Annotated in this window: 21 protein-coding genes; 17 read left to right on the forward strand and 4 right to left on the reverse strand. The window is 46.9% G+C overall.

The genetic code is table 11. From position 1 onward, the window contains the following. The first annotated feature begins 205 nt into the window (after nucleotides 1-205). The 3 genes from pheS (at nucleotide 206) to zapA (ending at nucleotide 6625) form a co-directional block, all read left to right on the forward strand. Nucleotides 206-1240 carry a phenylalanine--tRNA ligase subunit alpha gene (gene pheS / locus DC345_RS01655; protein ID WP_024628331.1) on the forward strand — a complete coding sequence of 345 codons (1035 nt, stop codon included), beginning with the start codon at nucleotides 206-208 and terminating at the stop codon, nucleotides 1238-1240. Nucleotides 1241-1312: 72 nt separating this feature from the next. Continuing rightward, entirely contained in the window at nucleotides 1313-3766 is a 2454-nt protein-coding gene (pheT, locus tag DC345_RS01660) for a phenylalanine--tRNA ligase subunit beta (RefSeq protein WP_113051622.1), read from the forward strand. Nucleotides 3767-3904: 138 nt separating this feature from the next. Beyond that, entirely contained in the window at nucleotides 3905-6625 is a 2721-nt protein-coding gene (gene zapA, locus DC345_RS01665) for a cell division protein ZapA (protein ID WP_113051623.1), read from the forward strand. Between the two features lie 104 nt (nucleotides 6626-6729). Here zapA and DC345_RS01670 read toward each other — a convergent pair whose 3' ends face one another. Beyond that, entirely contained in the window at nucleotides 6730-7113 is a 384-nt protein-coding gene (locus tag DC345_RS01670; RefSeq protein ID WP_113051624.1) for a cytochrome C oxidase subunit II, read from the reverse strand. Nucleotides 7114-7321: 208 nt separating this feature from the next. Beyond that, nucleotides 7322-7687 (reverse strand): phage holin family protein, encoded by a 366-nt coding sequence (locus DC345_RS01675; protein WP_053780442.1) that lies wholly within the window; start codon nucleotides 7685-7687, stop codon nucleotides 7322-7324. A 187-nt stretch (nucleotides 7688-7874) separates the two neighbouring features. Between DC345_RS01675 and DC345_RS01680 the strand changes: the two genes are divergently transcribed. The 4 genes from DC345_RS01680 to DC345_RS01695 all read left to right on the forward strand — a co-directional run bounded on the left by DC345_RS01680 (nucleotide 7875) and on the right by DC345_RS01695 (nucleotide 12764). Then, nucleotides 7875-10244, forward strand: coding sequence for an endonuclease MutS2 (locus tag DC345_RS01680; RefSeq protein ID WP_113051625.1), 2370 nt, complete (start codon nucleotides 7875-7877; stop codon nucleotides 10242-10244). Between the two features lie 72 nt (nucleotides 10245-10316). Further along, nucleotides 10317-10736, forward strand: a complete 420-nt coding sequence (locus DC345_RS01685; protein ID WP_162842430.1) for a DUF350 domain-containing protein — start codon at nucleotides 10317-10319, stop codon at nucleotides 10734-10736. Nucleotides 10737-10856: 120 nt separating this feature from the next. Next, complete coding sequence (locus DC345_RS01690; protein WP_113051626.1) at nucleotides 10857-11423, forward strand: hypothetical protein; 567 nt, start codon at nucleotides 10857-10859, stop codon at nucleotides 11421-11423. A gap of 126 nt (nucleotides 11424-11549) precedes the next feature. Further along, a complete protein-coding gene (locus DC345_RS01695) occupies nucleotides 11550-12764 on the forward strand; it encodes an MFS transporter (RefSeq protein ID WP_113051627.1) in 1215 nt (404 codons plus the stop codon). Between the two features lie 62 nt (nucleotides 12765-12826). Here the strand turns inward: DC345_RS01695 and DC345_RS01700 are convergent, their stop codons facing one another. Then, on the reverse strand, nucleotides 12827-14047 hold the full coding sequence (locus tag DC345_RS01700) for an NAD(P)/FAD-dependent oxidoreductase (protein WP_113051628.1): 1221 nt from the start codon (nucleotides 14045-14047) through the stop codon (nucleotides 12827-12829). Between the two features lie 96 nt (nucleotides 14048-14143). On the opposite strand from DC345_RS01700, the gene DC345_RS01705 reads away from it, so the two are divergent. From DC345_RS01705 to DC345_RS01735, 7 genes are all read left to right on the forward strand, one after another. Further along, on the forward strand, nucleotides 14144-14377 hold the full coding sequence (locus DC345_RS01705) for a hypothetical protein (protein WP_063564215.1): 234 nt from the start codon (nucleotides 14144-14146) through the stop codon (nucleotides 14375-14377). A gap of 35 nt (nucleotides 14378-14412) precedes the next feature. Then, a complete protein-coding gene (locus DC345_RS01710) occupies nucleotides 14413-14808 on the forward strand; it encodes a spore coat protein (protein WP_076289917.1) in 396 nt (131 codons plus the stop codon). 158 nt (nucleotides 14809-14966) lie between these two features. After that, a complete protein-coding gene (locus DC345_RS01715; protein ID WP_024628343.1) occupies nucleotides 14967-15467 on the forward strand; it encodes an Lrp/AsnC family transcriptional regulator in 501 nt (166 codons plus the stop codon). A 13-nt stretch (nucleotides 15468-15480) separates the two neighbouring features. Next, a complete protein-coding gene (locus DC345_RS01720) occupies nucleotides 15481-16689 on the forward strand; it encodes an aminotransferase class I/II-fold pyridoxal phosphate-dependent enzyme (RefSeq protein WP_113051629.1) in 1209 nt (402 codons plus the stop codon). A 145-nt stretch (nucleotides 16690-16834) separates the two neighbouring features. Further along, nucleotides 16835-17101, forward strand: a complete 267-nt coding sequence (locus DC345_RS01725; RefSeq protein WP_053780449.1) for an aspartyl-phosphate phosphatase Spo0E family protein — start codon at nucleotides 16835-16837, stop codon at nucleotides 17099-17101. A gap of 161 nt (nucleotides 17102-17262) precedes the next feature. Continuing rightward, nucleotides 17263-17814: a type 2 periplasmic-binding domain-containing protein gene (locus tag DC345_RS01730; RefSeq protein WP_113051630.1), complete on the forward strand. Its 552-nt coding sequence runs from the start codon at nucleotides 17263-17265 to the stop codon at nucleotides 17812-17814. Between the two features lie 37 nt (nucleotides 17815-17851). Beyond that, a complete protein-coding gene (locus DC345_RS01735; RefSeq protein WP_072734039.1) occupies nucleotides 17852-18388 on the forward strand; it encodes a bifunctional adenosylcobinamide kinase/adenosylcobinamide-phosphate guanylyltransferase in 537 nt (178 codons plus the stop codon). Between the two features lie 103 nt (nucleotides 18389-18491). On the opposite strand, the gene DC345_RS01740 is transcribed toward DC345_RS01735, so the two are convergent. Continuing rightward, on the reverse strand, nucleotides 18492-19103 hold the full coding sequence (locus DC345_RS01740) for a DedA family protein (protein ID WP_113051631.1): 612 nt from the start codon (nucleotides 19101-19103) through the stop codon (nucleotides 18492-18494). A gap of 226 nt (nucleotides 19104-19329) precedes the next feature. Here DC345_RS01740 and DC345_RS01745 point away from each other — a divergent pair, with 226 nt between their 5' ends. From DC345_RS01745 to DC345_RS01755, 3 genes are all read left to right on the forward strand, one after another. Continuing rightward, a complete protein-coding gene (locus DC345_RS01745; protein ID WP_113051632.1) occupies nucleotides 19330-19911 on the forward strand; it encodes a cob(I)yrinic acid a,c-diamide adenosyltransferase in 582 nt (193 codons plus the stop codon). Beyond that, nucleotides 19908-20891 carry an RluA family pseudouridine synthase gene (locus tag DC345_RS01750; RefSeq protein WP_113051633.1) on the forward strand — a complete coding sequence of 328 codons (984 nt, stop codon included), beginning with the start codon at nucleotides 19908-19910 and terminating at the stop codon, nucleotides 20889-20891. The genes DC345_RS01745 and DC345_RS01750 overlap by 4 nt, the downstream gene beginning before the upstream one ends. A gap of 343 nt (nucleotides 20892-21234) precedes the next feature. After that, entirely contained in the window at nucleotides 21235-21600 is a 366-nt protein-coding gene (locus DC345_RS01755; protein WP_113051634.1) for an arsenate reductase family protein, read from the forward strand. The last annotated feature ends 168 nt before the right edge of the window (nucleotides 21601-21768 follow it).

Here is a 21768-nt window from a genome sequence, read left to right on the forward strand (position 1 = left end):
ATATCTTGCGACTCATCGCAGGATTCAGTAGGGGGTAACGGTTAACGGTCGTTATTCCGTATAGAGTGAGGCAAACATGTTGCAGGCCGGAAGGGCCGGGCAGCACTGAATGTCTAACAAGGGTGGTACCACGGTCTTTTCGTCCCTTCAGGGGAGAGAAGGCCTTTTTTTGTTGCATTAAACCACATAAAGGGGGCATTTACACATGAAAGAACGTTTGGAGGCATTAAAGATTGAAGCGCTGGAGCAACTGTCTGGCGTGAACGATCCACAGACGCTGAGTGATCTGCGTGTAAAGTATTTGGGTAAAAAGGGTGCATTGACCGAGATTTTGCGAGGTATGGGTGCGCTTAGTGCAGAGGAACGTCCGGTGATTGGTCAGGTTGCCAATGATGTTCGCGGCGCGATTGAAGAAGTCATTGACAGCAAGCAGGAGCAGTTCCAGAAGGAAGAGACGGCGAAACGTCTGCAATCCGAGAAAATTGATGTGACCCTGCCAGGGCGTCGCGGACGTCAGGGCGGACTGCATCCACTGACCAAAGTGGTACAGGAAATCGAAGATATTTTCATCGGTATGGGATATCGCGTAGCAGAAGGTCCTGAGGTTGAAATGGATTATTACAACTTCGAAGCACTGAACTTGCCGAAGAACCACCCGGCGCGTGATATGCAGGATTCTTTCTATGTAACGGAAGATCTGTTGATGCGTACGCATACCTCCCCGGTTCAGGTTCGCACGATGCAAAGCATGAAAGGTGAAGTGCCTGTTAAAGTTATCTGTCCGGGTAAAGTATACCGTCGTGACGATGACGATGCGACGCATTCGTTCCAGTTCAATCAGGTTGAAGGTTTGGTTATTAGCGAGAACATTCGCATGAGTGACCTGAAAGGTACCTTGCTGCAATTCGTGCGCGAAATGTTCGGTTCACACACCGAAATTCGTCTCCGTCCAAGTTTCTTCCCGTTCACAGAGCCAAGTGCTGAAGTGGATGTCACTTGTGTGCAATGTGGTGGCAGTGGCTGCCGTGTATGTAAACAGACAGGTTGGCTTGAGATTTTGGGCGGCGGTATGGTTCACCCGAAAGTGCTCGAGATGGGCGGTTATGATCCGGAGAAATATAGTGGGTTTGCATTCGGAATGGGTGTAGAGCGTATCGCCATGCTGAAATACGGCATTGATGATATTCGTCATTTCTACAACAGTGATATGGCGTTCCTGAAACAATTCGGACGACTGTAATTACTGAAATAGCATACAGGGCGAACGCCCTTCATTTGCAACACCAATTCATAGATTAGGAAGTGAACGTCCATGAGAGTATCGACAGATTGGCTGTCTGATTATATCGCGCTGGAAGGCGTGGCACCGCAGGAGTTGGCAGAGAAATTCACCCGTGCGGGCGTTGAGATTGATGTAGTGGAGAACCGGAACCAGGGCGTGAACAACGTGGTTGTCGGTTACGTGAAGAGCAAGGAGAAGCACCCTGACGCTGATAAGCTGAATGTATGTGTGATTGATGCCGGACAGGAAGAAGATCTGCAGATCGTATGTGGTGCGAAAAATGTGGATGCCGGTCAAAAGGTAGTCGTTGCCCTGGTAGGAGCGAAGCTCCCTGGCGGACTCGATATCAAAAAAGCCAAGCTGCGCGGTGTAGTATCCCTTGGCATGATCTGCTCTGCGAAAGAACTGGGCATGAACGACAAGTTGCTGCCGAAAGACCAACAGGAGGGTATTCTCGTATTGCCTTCACAAACGGAGATTGGTACACCAATCAGCCAAGTGCTTGGTCTCGACGATCATGTTCTTGAACTGGACCTGACACCGAACCGCTCTGACTGTCTGAGCATGCTGGGTGCAGCCTATGAAGTTGGTGCAATTCTCGGTCGTGAAGTGAAACTGCCTGATCCAACTCAAAATTTGGTGGAAATCGGTGATGCGGCTGCGAATCATATCTCGGTTGAGATTACGGCTGGTGAACAATGCAGTCATTATGCAGCACGCTATATAACGGGGATCAAGCTGGGAGCTTCCCCGCAGTGGATGCAAAACCGTTTGATGGCCGCTGGCATCCGTCCGATCAATAATATCGTTGACATCACGAATTATGTCATGCTGGAATACGGACAGCCGCTGCATGCTTTTGATGCAGATAAGCTGGAAAAGGGCCACATTGAAGTGCGGATGGCCAAAGAAGGCGAAACGATCGTGACGTTGGATAGTCAAGAGCGCAAGCTTGAGCCGCATATGCTACTCATTACGGATGGCGTGAAACCGGTAGCCATCGCGGGTGTTATGGGTGGAGAGAATTCCGAGGTAACGGAAACCACAGTGAATCTGTTGCTGGAATCCGCCAAGTTCGACGGCGGAACCGTTCGAAAAACGTCACGCCAACTGGGGCTGCGTTCCGAAGCAAGCATGCGTTTTGAGAAAGAAGTCGATCCGGCTGCTGTCATTACGGCATTGAACCGTGCGGCTGAATTGATCCAGCGTTATGCGGAAGGCGAAGTTCATCAGGGGATCGTGGAAGCGGGAACAGCCGCAGCGGATAAACATGTTGTGCAGCTGTCGCTGGATAAACTGAATCGTTATCTGGGAACTGAATTGTCCCTGCTTGAAGTGAAAACCATTTTCGCTCGTTTGCACTTTGCATGTGGTGATGCGCAGCAGGGTCTGCTTGATGTTGAAGTGCCTAGCCGCAGAGGGGATATTACACTTGATGTGGATCTGTTTGAAGAGATTGCCCGTCTGTACGGATACGACAATATTCCAACCACATTGATTGAAGGACCAACAACACCAGGTGCTTATACGCGTTCGCAAGCAATGCGCCGCACTATTCGTGGCCTGTTTGCAGGTAGTGGCTGGCAGGAAATGATCAGCTATTCATTCGTACATCCAGATAAAGTATCATTGTTCCCTGCTCTAACAGAAGGTAGTAAAGCCGTGAAGTTGGCTATGCCAATGAGTGAGGACCGCAGCGTGCTTCGTAAGAGCATCTTGCCACAAATGCTGGATGCAACGGTGTATAACATGAACCGCAAGCATGATTCACTGGCTGTATTTGAAGTAGGTAGTGTGTTCTTCACTGAAGAAGAAAAACTGACGAAGCAACCGCATGAAATTCCGGTCCTGAGCTTGTTGCTCACCGGAAATCGTGCATCCCAGCAGTGGAATGTGGGAGCAGAGAAAGTGGACTTCTTCGACTTGAAAGGTGCACTTGAGAACCTGTTCGCCTATGTGGGTCTGGAGCAGCGCATTCGCCTGGTAGCAAACAGTCCAGAAGGCTTCCACCCTGGTCGTTCCGCATCGGTATACCTTGAAGCAAAAGATGGCGGAGAGGACAAACTGATTGGTACGATGGGTCAATTGCATCCTGAACTGCAGCAGCAATATGATTTGAACGATGTATATCTTGCCGAGATCGGGCTTGAAGCGATCTATAGTGAAGCGGATGCGGATATCCGTTATCGTGAGCTTCCACGATTCCCAGCAGTTGAACGGGATATCGCGGTTGTTGTGAGTAAAGATATCGAAGCTGGGGATATGCTGCGTTCGATTCGTGAATCTGCTGGCGAACTGTTGCAAACCGTACAGGTATTCGACGTATTCACAGGCAGCAAGTTGGGTGAAGACAAGAAGAGCGTAGCGATGGCTCTCGTTTATCGCAACCGTGAACGCACATTGACGGATGAGGAAATTACCGAGGTTCATGCTCGTGTTGTTGCTCGTCTGGAGGAGCAATTTGGAGCCGAATTGCGTAAATAGAACATAAGTCAATTTTTTGAACAATGATTAGCAGGAATTGCTTGAAGTCACATCGAATCCTTAGCATTAGAGGATCGATGTGACTTTTTTTGTTTTACAGCTTAGAATCAACATACAGACTTTAAGGAGGGCACAACTGTGACTATACCTGATCGTACACGCGTCACCGTAGAGATCTACGGGACTTCCTATAAACTGGTTGGCAGCAGTGCCGACTATATGAAACAAGTAGCTAACCTGGTGGATGAGCGAATGAGCGCCATCTCCAAACATAATTCCCGACTGGATACCCCGCGTATTGCAGTTCTGGCAGCTGTACATATGGCTGAGCAGTCTCTTCAGACTCAGGAAATTCGGAATGAGCTGAAAATGCTGACCGGTGAACGTACCGAAATGAGAAATGAACTCAATCGGCTGAATGCCATACAAAATGAACATCAGCAGGAACTGGAACGCAGGGACCAAGAACTCGCTGAAGCAATGAAACTTAAGGCTGAGGCGGAACAGGCCATCGTAAAACTCCAGAAGGATCAGCAGGCAGAAGTAGCCAAGCTGAATACATTACTGGAACAGGAACGCGCTCAGGCAGCAGGTCGAGAGCAAAAGCTTCAGGCTCAAACTGTGGCGCAACTGAAAGCAGCTGAGGAGAAGGCACAGGCTCGTCTTAAAGAAGCGGAAGAAAAAGCAGCGAATCAACTCAGGAATGCACAGACTCAGGCGGCAGCTCAGCTGAAGGAAGCACAGACACGTTCAGCAAATGAGTTGCAGCAAGCCCAGGCCAAAGCGGCTGCACAATACAAGGAGCTGCAGGATAAGACGGCAGCTCAACTGAAAGAAGCGGAAGCTCGGGCCGTGGCAGAACGTCAAAAAATCGAGGTTCAGGCTGCACAGCAAGTACAATCGGCGAAGGAACAAGCTGAAGCAGCAATTTTGTCTGAATTGGAACAAGCCGAGTCTCAGTTGCAAAAGGTTCAGGCAGAAGCCCAGCGTGAATACCGTGAACTCCAGTCTGAGATGGAGCAGCGTATACAGGAGGCAGAGCAAGCTGCCATCAATCAAGCTCAAGAACTGACTGAAAAGGCAAAAGAGGAACAAGCCGCACTGCAGCAACGAGCAGAGCAGAAGCGACTGGCTGAGATTGAACAGCTGAATGCAACGTTCAAGGAGTCGTCTGAACTGGCGGAATTGGAATGGATGGAAAAAGAAGCGGCTTATGAAGAACAGCTTAAGCAAATCCATGAAGCAGCCCAGACTCAGGCGAACGAAGCTGCGGCAACTGCTGAAGCTTTGCTGCAAGAAGAACAAGGCAAGCTGAATCAGCAGTTGGAAGAAGAACGTAAACAGGCTAAATCGCGCTTCGCCGGTGTTGAAGGCCAATTGGCCGAGGTGCGTAAGCAGCTCAAGAATGCTCAAGAAGTTGTCGTGGATCAGGAGCAACAGCTCCAACACGAGCGTAATCAAACTGAAACGCTGCGCGATGAACAAGCCGTGTACAAACAGGAGCAGGATGTTCAGCTTCGTCGAATTACGGAATTGGAGCAGCAGCTGGAACAATTAAAAGTTGATAGTGCTCAGATGACTGAACAACTCCGCAGCACAGAAGCTGAGGCAGAACATTTCCGGGAAGCGGAACAGCAATGGAAACAGCAGTATAACGAGACCGTTGAACGTGAATCTTCTCTGACAGCACAGCTGCGAAAAGTACAGGATCAGCACGGTCAACTTGAACAGGAAATTAAGAAACTCCGTGAAGCCGAAGTGAAATCCGAGGATGAGCAGCGCAGGCTGCAAAAAGTGCTCGAACAGGCCCATGCGGCAGTACGCACATTGCAACATGAACTTGGTGCACTGACGCAGAGCGAGCAGTCCTGGAAAGAGCAGGCTGAACAACGTCTGATCGAGATCGGCGAATTGGAGACACAGGTACTTGAAGCTGCAGAACAGAATGAAACGTTGGAGTCAGGTGTACAGTCCCTTCATGATGAATTATCCGTTGTTAAAGAAGAAGCTCGTCACGCCAGCGAAGAAGCAGAACGTTACATTGCACAAGCTGGTCGTCTGGAGCTACAACATAAAGAGCTTGATGGTGAATTGAATGAAGCACGTGAAGAATTGAACAAGCTGCAGGAAAATTATAAACAAATCCGCAAGGATTATGGTGATGCATTGCAGCGCGAAGAAGACTATACTCGCAAGCTGAATGAGATGAGCGAAGAGAAGAAAGAAATCGTGCGTGCGCTTGAAGAATCCAGGCAGCATGCCAATCAGCTATCTGCGCGGATCGATGAACAAGGCAGCTTACTGACTCAGACAGAAGAAGAAGCGCTTGAGTGGCAGATTAAGCATGAAGAATTGTCTGCCAAACAGGAAGAGCTCTCCTCTCGCCTGAAAGAACTGACTGATCGGGAAGTTGAGCTAAGCTCACGAGTAGAACAAGCAGAGCAACAAGCGGAACAACAAGATCAGGTTTGGCAACGTCGTGCAGATGAATGGGCGGCTCAGGAACAGTCCTGGCAAGATCGATGGACTGCGCTGGAGAATGAATTGAATCTCTGGCAGAAAGAAAGTGCTGCCAGTGTGGAGAAGGTAGAAGAGCTGGAACACGAGCGGCAGCAGCTTGCCCAGCAGCGTGCAGAAGCAATTGAAGAAAAGCAAACGATGGAAAATGAACTGCTGGATATCGGTGAGCGGTATGAACTTGCGGCCAATCAGTTGCGTTTACTGCAGGTTGAACGTGAGATGGAGCAGGAAAAGGCGGAGCAGCTGAATACAGATTACCGCCAATTGCGGGATGAATATACGAAATTGCAGACGGAATATAACGAATGGATTGAATTGATTGAACAGGATCAGACCTAGCAGATGATTACGTCATAACTGGAATCCTGGACAGCGCACTCTTGTACAATTTGTTATAATGAAGAAGGAGCTCCCGTCGCTACGGGGGCTCCTTGTCTTGAACACTATTCTTCAACAATAATTTTGGAGATCATGCTGCTGTGACCGCTTCCGCAAAACACAGAACAGGACATTTCGAATTCCCCTGCTTTGTCAGGAGTGATCACTTTGGAATTGTTCTGGGTATCCAGCCGAAGGTTCAGCTCGGGCACGAGAACGCCATGGTTTCCGTTTGTATTTTCATAAACAATCTTAACAGGGACACCTTTTTTCAAATGGTATTCAGGTTGATCAAATTCATAGTTGCTTGCTTTGATTACCAGTTCTTCGCTTGCAGTTGCACTCGAATCGGACTCGCCGTTTGATTCTGCGGATTGTCCGGTTCCACCACAGGCAGCAAGGACCAGAATCAACATACAGGCTACAAGCCATGCAATGCCTTTCTTCATCATATGCCTCCTTAATCAGCGTGATATGGATAAAATTTGAATGATTTCTCAAGTCATCATACCGCAAATCAGCGATGCCTGTACATGCTGCCTATGTCGTTTTTTTGAACATCAGCATGCTTAAAACCTAAAAAATAAACCTCTTCAGGCGTTAAGCCATCAGAGGTTTAGGGGAGACCTATGGGGAGTAGGTACGTTACGTTGGAGCCTATGCGTGATCTTTGGATCTTCTTCCGGCATCAAAAGGGGTGGAAACCGGGATGAACAGATCGATGATCCCAATGACCAATGCAGCCAGAACGGCACCAAGCAGACTTACGTGCACATGATCTACGACATATTGACCAATCCAGATCACCAGTGCGCTGACGATGAAGCCGACTATACCGCGGCCAAAAGGATTAACCCTTTTACCGAAGATGCCTTCAACAACCCAGCCAAGCAGAGCGATAACTAGAGCAAGCATCAGTGCGCTCCAGAAACCACCTACGGCGAATCCGGGTACGATCCAGCTGACGACCATCAATACAATTGCGGCGATAATAAATCGCACGACATGTCCCAGAAAATTCATGGTGTTATACCTCCTTTATTCAGAGCAGATTGAGTATTGTACATCCTGTTCAATGGTGAGGTTGCACAATCCTGACACCTGTAGTTTGCGGCGCTATGTCCCAAGTTATGTGTGGAAGGATTCGTTAAATAGCGCTAGAAAGTTTCTTTCGTTATAATACAGTTATAGTTTGGAAGGAGTTGTACACTTGGACACGAAAATTTTACAAACATTGGAATATCGCAAAATTTTAAATACATTGCAAAGCTTTGCCCAGACTACGATGGGAAAAAAGAAAGCGGAACAATTGGAACCGATCAGTGAACTGGAAGAAGTGAAGAGACTGCTCCAGCAAACCGATGAAGCTTTTACGTTTGATCGTCTGAAAGGCTCTCCATCTTTTGGGGGCATTGTGGATATTACCGCTTCGATCAAACGTGCCGAAATAGGGGGCACGTTGAACCCGCATGAATTACTGGGAATTTCGAACACCACTTTGGCAGCCCGTCGATTGAAACGTCAGATCGCTGCACTCCACGATGATGAAAAAGTGGAATCCATTTTCTATATCAGTGATCAGTTATCTGAGCAAAAAACGCTTGAAGATGCGATTCGTATCTGTATTGACGACAATGCTGAAGTTTCAGACAGCGCGAGTGTAACACTGGCGCAGATTCGTCGTGAGCTGCGCGGCGGTGAAGCACGCATCCGTGAAAAACTGGATTCAATGATCCGTTCTTCTACGGTATCCAAAATGCTGCAGGACCAGCTGATTACAATTCGGGGGGACCGTTTCGTGATTCCCGTGAAATCGGAATATCGCTCGTACTTTGGTGGGATTGTACATGATCAATCCGGTTCGGGGGCAACGCTGTTTATTGAGCCAGAGTCCATCGTTGCGATGAATAACAAATTGCGCGAGACCCGAATCCGGGAAGAACGCGAAATTGAAGTGATTTTGCAGAAATTAACGGCACTTGTCAGTGAACAGGCAGAGTGGTTATTGTATGATGTTGACCTGCTGGGATCGCTCGATTTCATATTTGCCAAAGCACGTCTTGCCCGTGAATTGAAAGCCACATTGCCACGTATGAACGATCGCGGATTCATCAAGCTCAAAAAGGGACGCCATCCGCTGATCTCGATTGAAAATGTGGTGCCAACTGACATTGAACTCGGCAACGATTATACGTCCATTATCGTAACGGGTCCAAACACAGGTGGTAAGACAGTAACGCTCAAAACGATTGGGTTACTCAGCCTTATGGCGATGTCAGGTTTGTTCGTTCCGGCCGAAGACGGCAGCCAGCTATGCGTATTTGATGCGATTTATGCGGATATCGGTGACGAACAAAGTATTGAACAAAACTTGAGTACGTTCTCCAGTCATATGACGAATATCATTCGGATATTGAAGAACATGACGACCAAAAGTCTGGTGCTGCTCGACGAACTTGGGGCAGGTACCGACCCTGCAGAAGGTTCTGCGCTGGCGATCTCCATTCTGGAGCATATGCATCAGACCGGATGCCGCATGGTAGCAACAACGCATTACAGTGAGCTGAAAGCTTACGCTTATGAGCGCAAAGGTGTTATTAATGCCAGCATGGAATTCGACGTTAACACACTGAGCCCTACCTACCGACTGCTCGTTGGTGTGCCGGGACGGAGTAACGCGTTCGCAATTGCGGAGCGGCTGGGCCTGCCAGGATACATTCTGGATTACGCCCGTGGCGAAGTGAAAGAGGAAGATCAGCGCGTAGAGCATATGATTGCTTCCCTGGAAGAAAACCGGCTTACTGCGGAGCAAGAACGTGAGAGTGCAGAGCGTTTGCGCCAAGATATGGAGAAATTGCGCAGCCGTCATCAAGCCGAACTGGAGAAGTTGGAACAGCAGCGTGACCGACGCATTGAAAAAGCGGAAGAAGATGCCCGCAACATTGTAGACAAGGCAAGAGCGGAAGCTGAGAAGATTATAGCCGATCTTCGCCAGCTCGCCATGGAAGAAGGCGCATCCGTGAAGGAGCACAAACTTATTGCTGCTCGCAAACAACTGGATGAAGCTGAACCTGAGAAACGCAAGAAGACAGTTAAACGTACTCCAACGGCAACGAAGTCTCGGGCCATCGGACCGGGCGATGAAGTTCTTGTCTACAGTTTGAATCAAAAAGGTCATGTGGTGGAGATGTCAGGCACCAAGGATGCCATGGTTCAATTGGGAATCATGAAAATGAAAGTATCCCTGAATGACCTTGAATTACAGCAGTCTGCCCCATCAGAATCCAAACCGAAGCAGAAACCGGTAACTGGTGTGAAACGAACTCGCGATGACAATGTGAAAAGTGAACTGGATCTGCGGGGGACGAATCTGGAAGAAGCCCTGATGGAGACAGATCGTTTTATTGATGAAGCTTTCCTTGCTAATCTGGGTCAGGTTTATATTATCCACGGAAAAGGAACAGGAATTTTGCGTTCCGGTATTCAGGATTACCTGCGTAAGCATAGACATATAAAAAGTTACCGGCTGGGCAATTACGGAGAAGGCGGAAACGGTGTGACCGTCGCAGAATTGGAATAGCCCGACCAGGAATCAAAGAAGTTCTGCCGCCTGACTGAGTTCAGGCAGCAGAATGGGGAAGGGGAACGGTGAGTGAAAGGGACGATTGACGAATTGCTGTCTCATCCCTTGGGGATGGTGCTCGGATTTTTCTCCGTAGCGATTATGGAGCTGCTTGTATTTCTGGCTTGCTTTGAACTGGTGACCAAGTACAAATGCTGGCATGAAATCAAGAAGGGCAATGTGGCGGTTGCGATGGCTACAGGAGGAAAAATCTTTGGAATCTGCAACGTGCTTCATTTTTGCATTCAGGCCAAATCATCGGTGTATGAAGCTATGACATGGTCATTTGTAGGGTTTGTCCTTCTGCTCATTGCCTATTTTCTATTCGAGTTTCTGACACCGGTTTTCTCCATTGACAAGGAGATTGAAGCGGATAACCGGGCCGTTGGATTGATATCCATGATTATTTCCGTCTCGTTGTCATTTGTTATTGGCGCGAGCATCATGTAGGGGGACCTTTCATGAAAATATTGATACGGATTCTGTTTGCTGCATCGATTGTATTTTTTGCCATCGGCGTCATTTATGTGTTAAATACATGATTATTTGAAAGAGAAAGGTTGATTCAATATGGAACCAACAGTATGTCCATGGTGCCACACCGAGATTGTATGGGATGAGGAGCTAGGTCCTGAAGAAGAATGCCCTTACTGTCACAATGAGTTAAAGGGATATCGTACACTAAACATCAATATCGGTGATGAAGAGAACAATGAAGCCGAGGAAGACATCTATGATATGGATGATGTTGAGGACGATGAACAAACTACGGATCTGGCCAATCTATGGGGAGATGAAGTAGAGCTGAAATTGCCGGAGCTTCGTACATTGACGAAGTATGCGGATGAGGGCAATGATCTGATTCAATACGAAGAAGGCGTGGAGAAGCAGCTTGATTTGCAGGAAGAGGTTCCGGAATGCCCACACTGCCGTGAATTCATGATCCTCACGGGTACACAGAAGGCAAGCAAGGATACGTTCAATCCAGTTGCTAATGCCGTTACTGGTACGGATTCGTTGCTTGATGCACCGTTCTCTGTACAAATGTATGTATGCTCAGGCTGCTTCCAGGTTCAATATAACCTGTCCGAGGATGATCGTCTGCGTCTGATCCAGAATTTGAGTGCGCGGAAATAAGGGAGCATATCGCTCTGAAAATATAATATTCCGGAAATTCATCATGTTTTCCTTCTGCTTGGGGTACGTTAACCCTGAGACCTTGCCTGTGAAGTGCTGACTTCAGGTGGAATAAGGAGGGAGCAGATGAAGATTTCTCTGGGCCGACAATCCATTCTGCTACTAGGCGTGAATGGATTGTTTGTGTTAGCCGGAGCTTTGTCGGGGACGTTTCTGAATGTGTATCTATGGAAAAGCCGTCCGGACTACGCCATGCTTGGATGGTTCACGATAAGCCAGCAAATTGCACTGGGACTCACATTTTGGCTAGCGGGAAAGTGGGTCAAGGAACATAACAAAATGAGTGCGTTGCGATTGGGAACGGCCTTGTCAGGTATTTTTTACATGCTTGTGTTATGGGCCGGGCCAAAAGCGGTTGACTGGATATGGCCTCTGGGGATTTTGTTTGGGTGTGCACTGGGATTGTTCTGGATTGCGTTCAATGTGGTTTATTTTGAGGTGACTGACCGGGAGAATCGGGACCTGTTCAATGGTTGGGTGGGTTTACTGGGTTCGATGACAGGTATTATCGGCCCTTGGTTCTCAGGTCTGATTATTTCACGAATGGTTGATAATTCGGGTTATCGCCTTATTTTCACAGTGTCATTGGTCATATATGTGATTGCCGTTGTGTTCAGTTTTTTTCTGAAAAAAAGGGAGGTCAGCGGCACATACCGCTGGTCTGAACCTTGGCGACAGCTATCTGCTAAAGATAGCGCATGGAGGCCGCTTGGTATGGGACTGTTTGCACAAGGCGTGCGGGAAGGGGTATTTGCCTTTCTCATTGCATTGCTCGTCTATGTGGCAACTAAGCAGGAATATAAGCTAGGGCAGTTCTCACTAATTACTTCTGCCGTAGCACTGGTGAGTTACTGGGCCGCAGGAAAATGGTTTAAGCCGCAATACAGGTCCAAGGGAATGTTAGCCGGAGCGATATTGTTATTCATCGTGTTGATTCCGCTATTATGGAAGGTCAGCTATGGTACGCTTTTAATTATGGGGATTGGGTCTGCCTTGTCGATGCCGTTGTATATTTTGCCGATGATTTCGGCAGGATTCGACCTGATGGGTACGAGCGGCGAAAATGTAGAGAAAAGAGTTGAACTTGTCGTATTAAGGGAGCTTTGTTTAATGGTCGGTCGTTTATTTGGCCTTGCCGTATTTATTCTCACGGTCATGAACGGTCCTTCGTTACAAATGTTAACCTGGCTTATTGTGACGCTTGGAGCTTTCCCGCTCATCGGATGGATATTTATGCGCAAATTGCTAGTGCATCCGGATCAGCAAGAATCCTCTGTATAGGGAAAAGGGTACAGTCCAGGATCTGAATCCTGAGCTGTACCCTTATTTATTTGAAATGTTGCTTACACAGGAGACGGTTTACTCGTTCTCGTTAATGAAAAAAGTTCCATATCGCCATTCTCAACTCCTGTAACAGCATCGGCCAGAATAGAAGCAGCGAACATGCTGTACACTGTCCCGTTACCGCCATAACCCTCGAGAAAATAAGAATGCGGGTATTCAGGATGTGGTCCGATAAACGGAAGACCGTCATTTGTATTTCCAAACACGGCACCCCAGGCATAATCAACTTCAAGATTCTCCAGTGGGAAATAAGATCGTACTTCTTCAAGGAGTGTATCTCCGCGGTGCTTTACCCGAATCTCACGCTGATCTTCCCGTGGTGTCTCTTCATCCAGACCCCCAGCAATGATCCTTCCGTCTGGTGTGGTTCTCATATACAGGTAAGGGCGTGCTGTCTCCCAGATTAGGCTGTGCTCATACCATTCCTTTAGGTCCGGCAACGGCTTAGTAGCAATAGCATACGTGGTTTGCAGGTAGGCTCCTTTATCCTTTTTGATGGTCTGCGTCTCATAACCGGCAGCAAAAATAACCTTGCTGGCCCGGATTTTTCCACCTGAAGTATGACAGAGTACACCATCATCATCGAATTCACAATGTATCATCTCAGTTTGTCCATAGATTCGTGCTCCTCGTTTACTTGCTGATTCAAATAAGGCATGAACAAAGCGATACGGGTTCACTTCAGCATCCCCCAACGTGTATAGTGCGCCAGGTTTGTTGAAGGGGAAATGGCTTCCGATTTGATTGGAATTCCACAGTTCAGCTTCAAAGCCATAATGCTTCAACGTTTGATATTCTTCCTCCAGCATGGCTACATCATCAATGCTACTGGCAAAACAGAGACTGGTCCGAGGAATAAACCAGGGATCGGTATCCAGCCTGTCCGCAATTTGTGTGAGCTTCTGCATGGCTTCACGACATAGTTCATAGAAACGCACGCCTGTCTTTTCGCCAAAGGTATGGATACAGGAGGTCAAAGTTTTGTCATTTGTGTACTGTAAAAGACCTGTGTTGGCTGAACTGCTACCGTGCGCGATCTTTCTCTTATCTATAACAACCGTATTAACTCCACGCTCCGTAAGCAATTCGGAAGTCAGTGCGCCCCCCATACCTCCGCCTATGATCAAGCAGTCACAGAAAATGTCGGTTTGTAGCGAGGGATAGGTGGATTTTGGATTAAAAGTGGAAGGCCAGAAAGGTGTACCATAGACCAGATCCATTAGAAACATCTCCTTCGTGATTACGTTTGTATACTTTTGAGTGACCGGGTTAACAATAATTGCGCATAAACTTTATGCCAAGGAGGTCAACGAAACATGCAGAATCAATCCATGCAAGCGCTGAGTCCCAAGGAATTGAATTATATTGCGGATTCAATAACCAATGAAGAACTGCTGATCAAACAGTGTGCTGCCACAGCTTCCATCTCACATAATCCGCAAATTCAGCAGGCATTAAATCACTATGTTCGTTCCCATGAACAGCATCTGAACACGCTTGTCAATGCTTTGCAACAACATCAATCTATTGCTCCAACACAAGCACAGTAATTGAACCCGAATCTAACCGTATAGGAGGAAACTTTGTGTATTCTCAATCTTTATCATCTAATGGATCATTTATGCAGGAGCAGGATTTGTTGAAGTCGATTCTTGCGGATTTAAGACGAACCGCGCGCGAATATACGACAGCAACTACCGAAGCTTCCTGTCCTATTACACGTCGGATGTTTACAGACTTGACCAATGATACACTCCGTTTACAAGGTGAGCTGTTCAATGTGATGCAGCAGAACAACATGTATTCGGTAGGTTCGAAGGCTCTGCGCCAGGATGTGGACAAGCAGATTCAATCGGCCCACCAGACCCAACAGAAATGTCAACAGTTCATTCAGGAAAAGAATACACAGACGAGTGCTTATAGCCAAGCGCCTAATGTACCCCAGCATCAACCGAATTACGGTAACCCTTATTACATGTAACCTTTGTCATTATGGTTTGAAGCAGGTACTGTTGCAGACCATACCACCGCTTGCCCGAATTCAGGGCGGGCGGTTTTTGTCTTTGCATGATCGTTGAATTCATGTAATATAAGTATTAATTCATTTTCAGGAACCTGGATGACGCTGGAGGGAAAGACATGAAGGATCTGAACGATCTGCAATTAAAAGTTCTGGATTTGTTGAAGGAAGACGCGAGAAGGACTCCCGCACTGCTGTCGACGCTGCTGGGGGAGTCGGAAGATAAGATCAAGAACGCCGTGGCCCAGCTTGAACAGGACCACGTGATTGTGAAATACGCAACCGTTGTGAACTGGAGCAAGATTGATGATGAGAAAGTAACAGCCTTGATTGAAGTACAGATTACGCCTGAGCGTGGTCGTGGCTTCGAAGGAATCGCTGAACGCATTTATCTGTATCCGCAAGTGAAATCGGTATATCTCATGTCAGGTGCATATGATCTGCTCGTGGAAGTAGAAGGTGGCAACCTGCGTGAAGTCGCTAATTTTGTATCGGAGAAATTGTCTCCGATTGACTCTGTACTTTCAACCAAAACGAATTTTATTCTAAAAAAATATAAACAGGACGGGATTATTTTTGAAGACCATCAGGAAGACAACCGTCTCATGATCTCGCCGTAAAGGAAGATGCGTCATGATAGTGAATGAACAGACAACAGGAAACAACAAGAAAATGACTTCGTACCTGGCACCATTGGTTCAACAGATACCGCCATCAGGCATACGCAAATTTTTTGATCTGGTTGGCGATAACAAAGATATCATCACACTGGGTGTAGGAGAACCGGACTTTGTAACACCATGGCATATGCGTGAAGCTTGTGTGTACTCACTCGAAAGAGGAATGACCAGTTACACTTCCAATGCAGGTATGCCGAAACTGAGGGAAGCCATTAGTGAGTATCTGGATACTCAGTTTGATACCAAGTATGATCCAAAGGACGAAATTATCGTTACCGTTGGTGGGAGTGAAGCCATTGATCTGGCGTTGCGTGCATTGATCGTACCCGGTGACGAAATTCTGATTCCAGAACCTTCGTATGTGGCATATTCACCGATCGCTTCGATTGGTGGAGGCATACCGGTTGGTGTAGAAACGTATGCGAAGGATCAGTTTAAACTGACAGCCGAGGCGCTGGAAGCGGGAATTACTCCGAAGTCCAAGGTTCTTATTCTATGTTATCCTAGCAATCCTACAGGTGCCATCATGACTTATGAAGAATGGCTGCCTATTGCTGAAGTGATCAAAAAGCATGATCTGATCGTCATTGCGGATGAGATTTATGCTGAGCTGACATATACGCAAAAACATGTTAGTTTCGCTTCGATTCCGGATATGAAGGAACGAACGATTTTGGTTAGTGGGTTTTCCAAGGCTTTTGCAATGACAGGCTGGCGGATCGGGTATATGTGCGGACATCCTGAACTAATTGCAGCCATGCTCAAAATTCATCAATATACGGTGATGTGTGCACCTGCCATGGGACAGGTGGCCGCGCTTGAGGCATTGACAAATGGTTTGGGTGAGAAGGATAGAATGGTTGAATCCTATAATCAGCGCAGACGCCTTATTGTGCAGGGTTTTAGAGATATCGGGCTGGACTGTCATGAACCCCAGGGAGCATTTTATGCATTTCCAAGTATCCAGAAGACGGGGCTGAGTTCGGATCTTTTTGCTGAGCGTTTGCTAACGGAAAATAAAGTGGCAGCTGTTCCGGGTAATGTATTTGGTCCACAAGGTGAAGGATTTCTTCGTTGTTCCTATGCAACATCGGTGACCCAATTGAATGAAGCGTTGGAACGAATCGGAAACTTTGTTTACAAACTGCAAAAAGAGGTTTAATAGGGATTAGAAGCCTTTGAAAGATATGAACATTTTTCAAACTAGAAAAAAATAACTTTCTTTTACAAAATATTGTGATATAATTTCAATTTGAAATATGTTTTTCTTGTATTTGGAAACTAATTTTTCCAAGGAGGGGTTGGCTTTGTTTTGTGTTGAATATGATTTACCGACTAATCGTGGGCATTATTTGGCAGAAGGCGATCATGGCGACCGATGGTCGGTGAAACCGGATCACGCATCTTTGCATAACGTTTCCTTGGAAGATGAGATCCATATGCTACGCCGCAAGATGGAACAGATATTCCTTGAAGAGAAATCATTCACATCCGATATTGTAATTGAAATTAGCAGTTTGCTAGATTTGAAGATTAATGAATACATGAAGGCTAATCCGATTAAGGGAAAGTAATTTTTCGTTGTATCGAAACGTTACGCATATGCAGTTAAACGAAGACCCCGGGGGGGTCTTTTTTTTGATATATGATCAGATTGCTTCGGATTGGCAGGGGTATTTTTTTGCGTGGAACAATTGTGATATATTGTACATAGGAGACTAAAGGGGGAACTGGAATGAAAAGATTTTGGGGGCTTACCGCAATTATTTCTATGATTTTTCTGCTTGCTGGCTGTGGCGGTAAGGACGGTTTTACGATTTTTATCATTGATAACCAAGGAAATCCATCCGTGATCTCGGAGCAGTTGCAAGCTAATTTGCAGCAAAAGCTGGGTGAGGAGCCCAAAGTGGAAGTTATCACAAGTGCGATGTATGATGTTCAGAAAATTATGGTAGAGTATGCGGCGGGTGGTCATGATATTTTCATTTTGCCTGAAGCTGATATGAAGCAGTACGGAAGTAACGGCTCCAATATCCCGCTGGATGATACATTTGATGCGGAGAAGTATAAGCGCGGTGTATTTGAAGGCGGTGTCTTGGTTGAGAGGGGCGAAGGAGATGACGGTTCAGATATCAAGACAGAATCACATCTCTATGGCATTCCGCTGGAAGATATGCAAATGTTCAAAGATGTAGATTATGCTGCGCAAAATCTGTTTGCTACCATTCCGGTGTCGGCTTCTAATGTCGAAGAATCCAAGAAAGTGCTGAAGGCGCTGACAGAGTAAATGCAATCTAGTATGGCTACTGAAGGAGGGGAGCGGATTGCTAATTACGGTCACAGGCGGCATAGGCAGTGGTAAAACCCGATTTGCGCTTGGATACGCAGCCCGGATTAGCCGGGAGGGCATCTATTTATCCACTGGTGATCATGATCCCGTGATTCCCGAATTGCCATCCGCTCATTATCGTGCCATCCAGGCTGGGAACGGCCAGCACCTGACGGAGGTGCTTCACCAGATTAATCGGGAATCCAATCTCTTCCTGGCAGATCAGCGGATTGTCATTGTGGATAGTCTGACCGCATGGATGGCAGCCGGTTTCAGGGCAAGTGATGATCTGGATCAGCAGCGTTCAGAGACACAGCTGCTGTTGGACGCCCTTCTGTCTTACCAGGGAAAGCTGCTCGTGATTACCAATGAAATGCACGGCTCTTTGTATCCTTCAGAGGAAGAACGAATTTTTGCAGCAAGAATGGCGTCAGTTAACCGGGCGTTGCAGGCGCATTCGGAACAGATGTATCTCTTAATATCTGGATTGCCCGTTGATCTCAAAGATCGAGGGTTGCGATATGAAGATTAGCATTTCATTTTGTTAAACGATGGACGAGCGTAAAGAAGCCTCCGTCACCACAAATGGTGGTGCGGAGGCTTTATTTTTTGACAAGTGATGCGTGTATATTTCTTTATTTCCGAGTTTTATTTCGTCTGATCCACCAGATTATACAGCCCACAACAATAATCGCCAGAAGTACATATACGACCAGGGAGTACACGTCCATAAAGTGCAGGATACTGTCCCATGACGCACCGAGGGCCGCACCAACCGAGACGAGAATAATATTCCAGGCCAGTGTTCCAATGGTTGTGAAGAGCAGGAATAAACCAAATTTCATGTTGGACATGCCGGCAGGAATCGAGATCAGGCTGCGAACAAGGGGTACCATGCGACAGAATAGTACGGTCCACATTCCATATTTGTCAAACCATGCATCGACACGGTGTATATCTTCTTTTTTGATCCGCAGAATATGACCCCAACGTTCTACAATCTTCTCCAGCCGATTGACATCAATCAGCAGTCCGATCCCATAAAGAATGACAGCCCCAAGCACAGAACCAATGGTAGCCGCAATAATGACACCGGGAAGGGTCAGGCTGGTGTAGGTGGTCATGAAACCGCCAAAAGGTAATATGATTTCCGAGGGGATGGGGGGAAATACGTTTTCGAGCGCAATAATGAGTGCAATGCCTATGTAGCCGTATTGTTCCATGAAATCGGTTATCCAGTTTTGCATAATCGTCTCCTCTACTTTTGGTTTGCAAGGATTTGGCGTATACTCGGCAGAGTACACCAACTCATATATACGTGTGAAGGATCTCACTGGTTTCTGAAAATAATAGCATTCCCGTATTCATAGTAGGTCAAGTATACTAATTAAGTTACACTCTAAAAGGGCATGCATTTATATTTAACCCCAGCGTTCTACCATGCGAATGATATTAACAATAGGAGGGATTACAATGGGCATATATACACGAACAGGTGACGAGGGACAGACCTCAGTCATTGGTGGACGGGTCATCAAGGACGATGACCGAGTTGAAGCTTACGGGACAATTGATGAGCTGAATTGTTTTGTTGGGCAGGCCATCAGTTTTATTGATCAAGCAAACGGAAAATTTGAGGATTTGCGTGAACACTTGCTCGAAATTCAGCAAGAATTGTTTGATTGCGGATCCGATCTCGCCTTTGTAAAAATTAGCGAAACCAAATATAAAGTGCGGGATGAGATGGTCACCCGGCTTGAGCAATGGATTGATCAGTATGATGCGGAGAATCCGAAGGTGGAGCGGTTTATTTTGCCTGGGGGCAGTCTACTCTCTTCCACATTACATGTCTGTCGCACAGTATGTCGCCGCGCTGAACGTCGCGCCGTGACGCTCGGACAGCATACCGATATCAACCCTTCTGTACGACGTTATTTGAACCGTCTGTCTGATTATTTCTTCGTTGTAGCTCGGACTGCCAATGCGAGACAACAGGTAGCTGACATTGAGTATGTGCGGAGCAAAAAAGTATTCCGCCGCAAAGACAAAGAATGAGCGATTATTATTCACCACTTACTTACACGGTTTCCGAAAATGAAGATGGCTGGTTGCTGAAGACTGTGCTTCAGCGGCGTCTACAGGTTTCGCGTAAGCTCCTGTCGAGAATCAAACTTACAGAGCGGGGAATTATGTTGAATGGCGAGCGGGTATACATCAGCGTCAAAGTTAGCACAGGTGACGTCCTGGAAGTCCGGATGGAACAGGAAGAGTCGGATGATATTTTACCTGAGCCGATTCCCTTTACGATACTGTATGAAGATGAGCACTTGCTTATTGTGAACAAGGATTCCGGTGTCATCGTACATCCAACACATGGGCATTACACAGGTACATTGGCAAACGGGGTTGTCCATTATTGGAAGACTAAAGGCGATCGTTTCCGTTTCAGACCGATTCATCGATTGGATCAGGAAACATCTGGTGTGCTGGCAATCGCGAAAAATCCATATGTGCACCAGCATGTGTCTGAGCAGATGATCGCAGGAACGGTAGATAAAAAATATATTACCTTTGTGCACGGTAGTCCTGCCCAAGAAGAGGGGGCCATCGATGGCCCGATTGATCGTGATCCCGAAGAGCCGCATCGTCGAATCGTTACACCTGACGGGTATGCGGCAAGAACGTTATACACGACCGTTGCAAGGTGGGCGGGCGGAAGCGCTAGTGCGGTGAGCCTGAAGCTGGAGAGCGGCAGAACCCATCAAATTAGGGTACACATGACATCGATTGGCTGCCCTTTAATTGGGGATCGGATGTACAAGACCCTTCCTATGCATGAGTTCGATGAGCAGACCCTGGCTGTTCGGGAGGAACGAGACACTTGGATTGCCCGTCAGGCATTGCACGCATGTGAGCTGGCGTTTGAACATCCCATTTTGCAAAAAAGGATGACGTTCCAAGCACCTTTACCCGCAGATATGGCAGCCCTGGAGGCTCGCCTGGATGCTGAGGCATCCCCGAGAGAATTGTTGTAAAGCCTGTTAAACGGCCTTTGATTCGCGCTGGTGAAGAATCTCAATGCACGGTGCCCTGCTGTCAATCAATGTTAGTTAGCTTAACCCGTGTGAGGGATGCAACTGCACCCGAACAAAATGCCGCAGGCTAAGGTTGTAAGGTTGTAAGGTTGTAAGGTTGTAAGGTTGTAAGGTTTTATGTTTTAGGCTTTTGATCCTAAAGCCGAATGGACATTTTCTCATTCGAGAAGAGGTTTAAAAATACAGTGCGATGGTATCGGTTTGGAGCGACTTTTGGATTTGCGAAGCAAACCAAGGGAAGCGAGAAATCGAAACCGGAGCACACATAGGAGGACAAGTAACGATGAGTAATCTAAAAGTATATCAATACGCTAAATGTGGCACGTGCCGTAAAGCGGTAAAATGGCTGGAAGCTCAGGGGCATGAGCTGGAATTATTTCCTATTTTCGACACCCCCCCAACCGAAGAAGAATTAACGGAGTTGATTCAGAAGAGCGGACTTGAAGTGAAAAAGTTTTTCAATACGAGTGGGGAAGTGTACAAGGAGCAGCAATTGAAGGACAAGCTGCCGGGGCTGTCCACAGAAGAGCAGATTCGTTTGCTGGCTTCCAATGGGCGCCTGATTAAACGCCCAATCGTTACGGATGGTCACAAAGTGACCGTAGGATTCAAGGAAGATACGTATGAACAGGAATGGAACAACGCGTAATTTATTGATTAATGATTTCATTGATTGTTAAATGAACCAAGGTAAAAAAGGCTCTGAATGTTCAAATTTCAGGGCTTTTTTGGCTGGTCGATCCTTGGCGGAACTATGCTATAATGATAGAATTAGTTCGATATTTTATTTGCTATAGGAACTTAGCTAAAGATTTAC

Origin of the sequence: Paenibacillus taichungensis (genome assembly GCF_003287275.1) — a bacterium.
GTDB classification, from domain to species: Bacteria; Bacillota; Bacilli; order Paenibacillales; family Paenibacillaceae; genus Paenibacillus; species Paenibacillus taichungensis_A.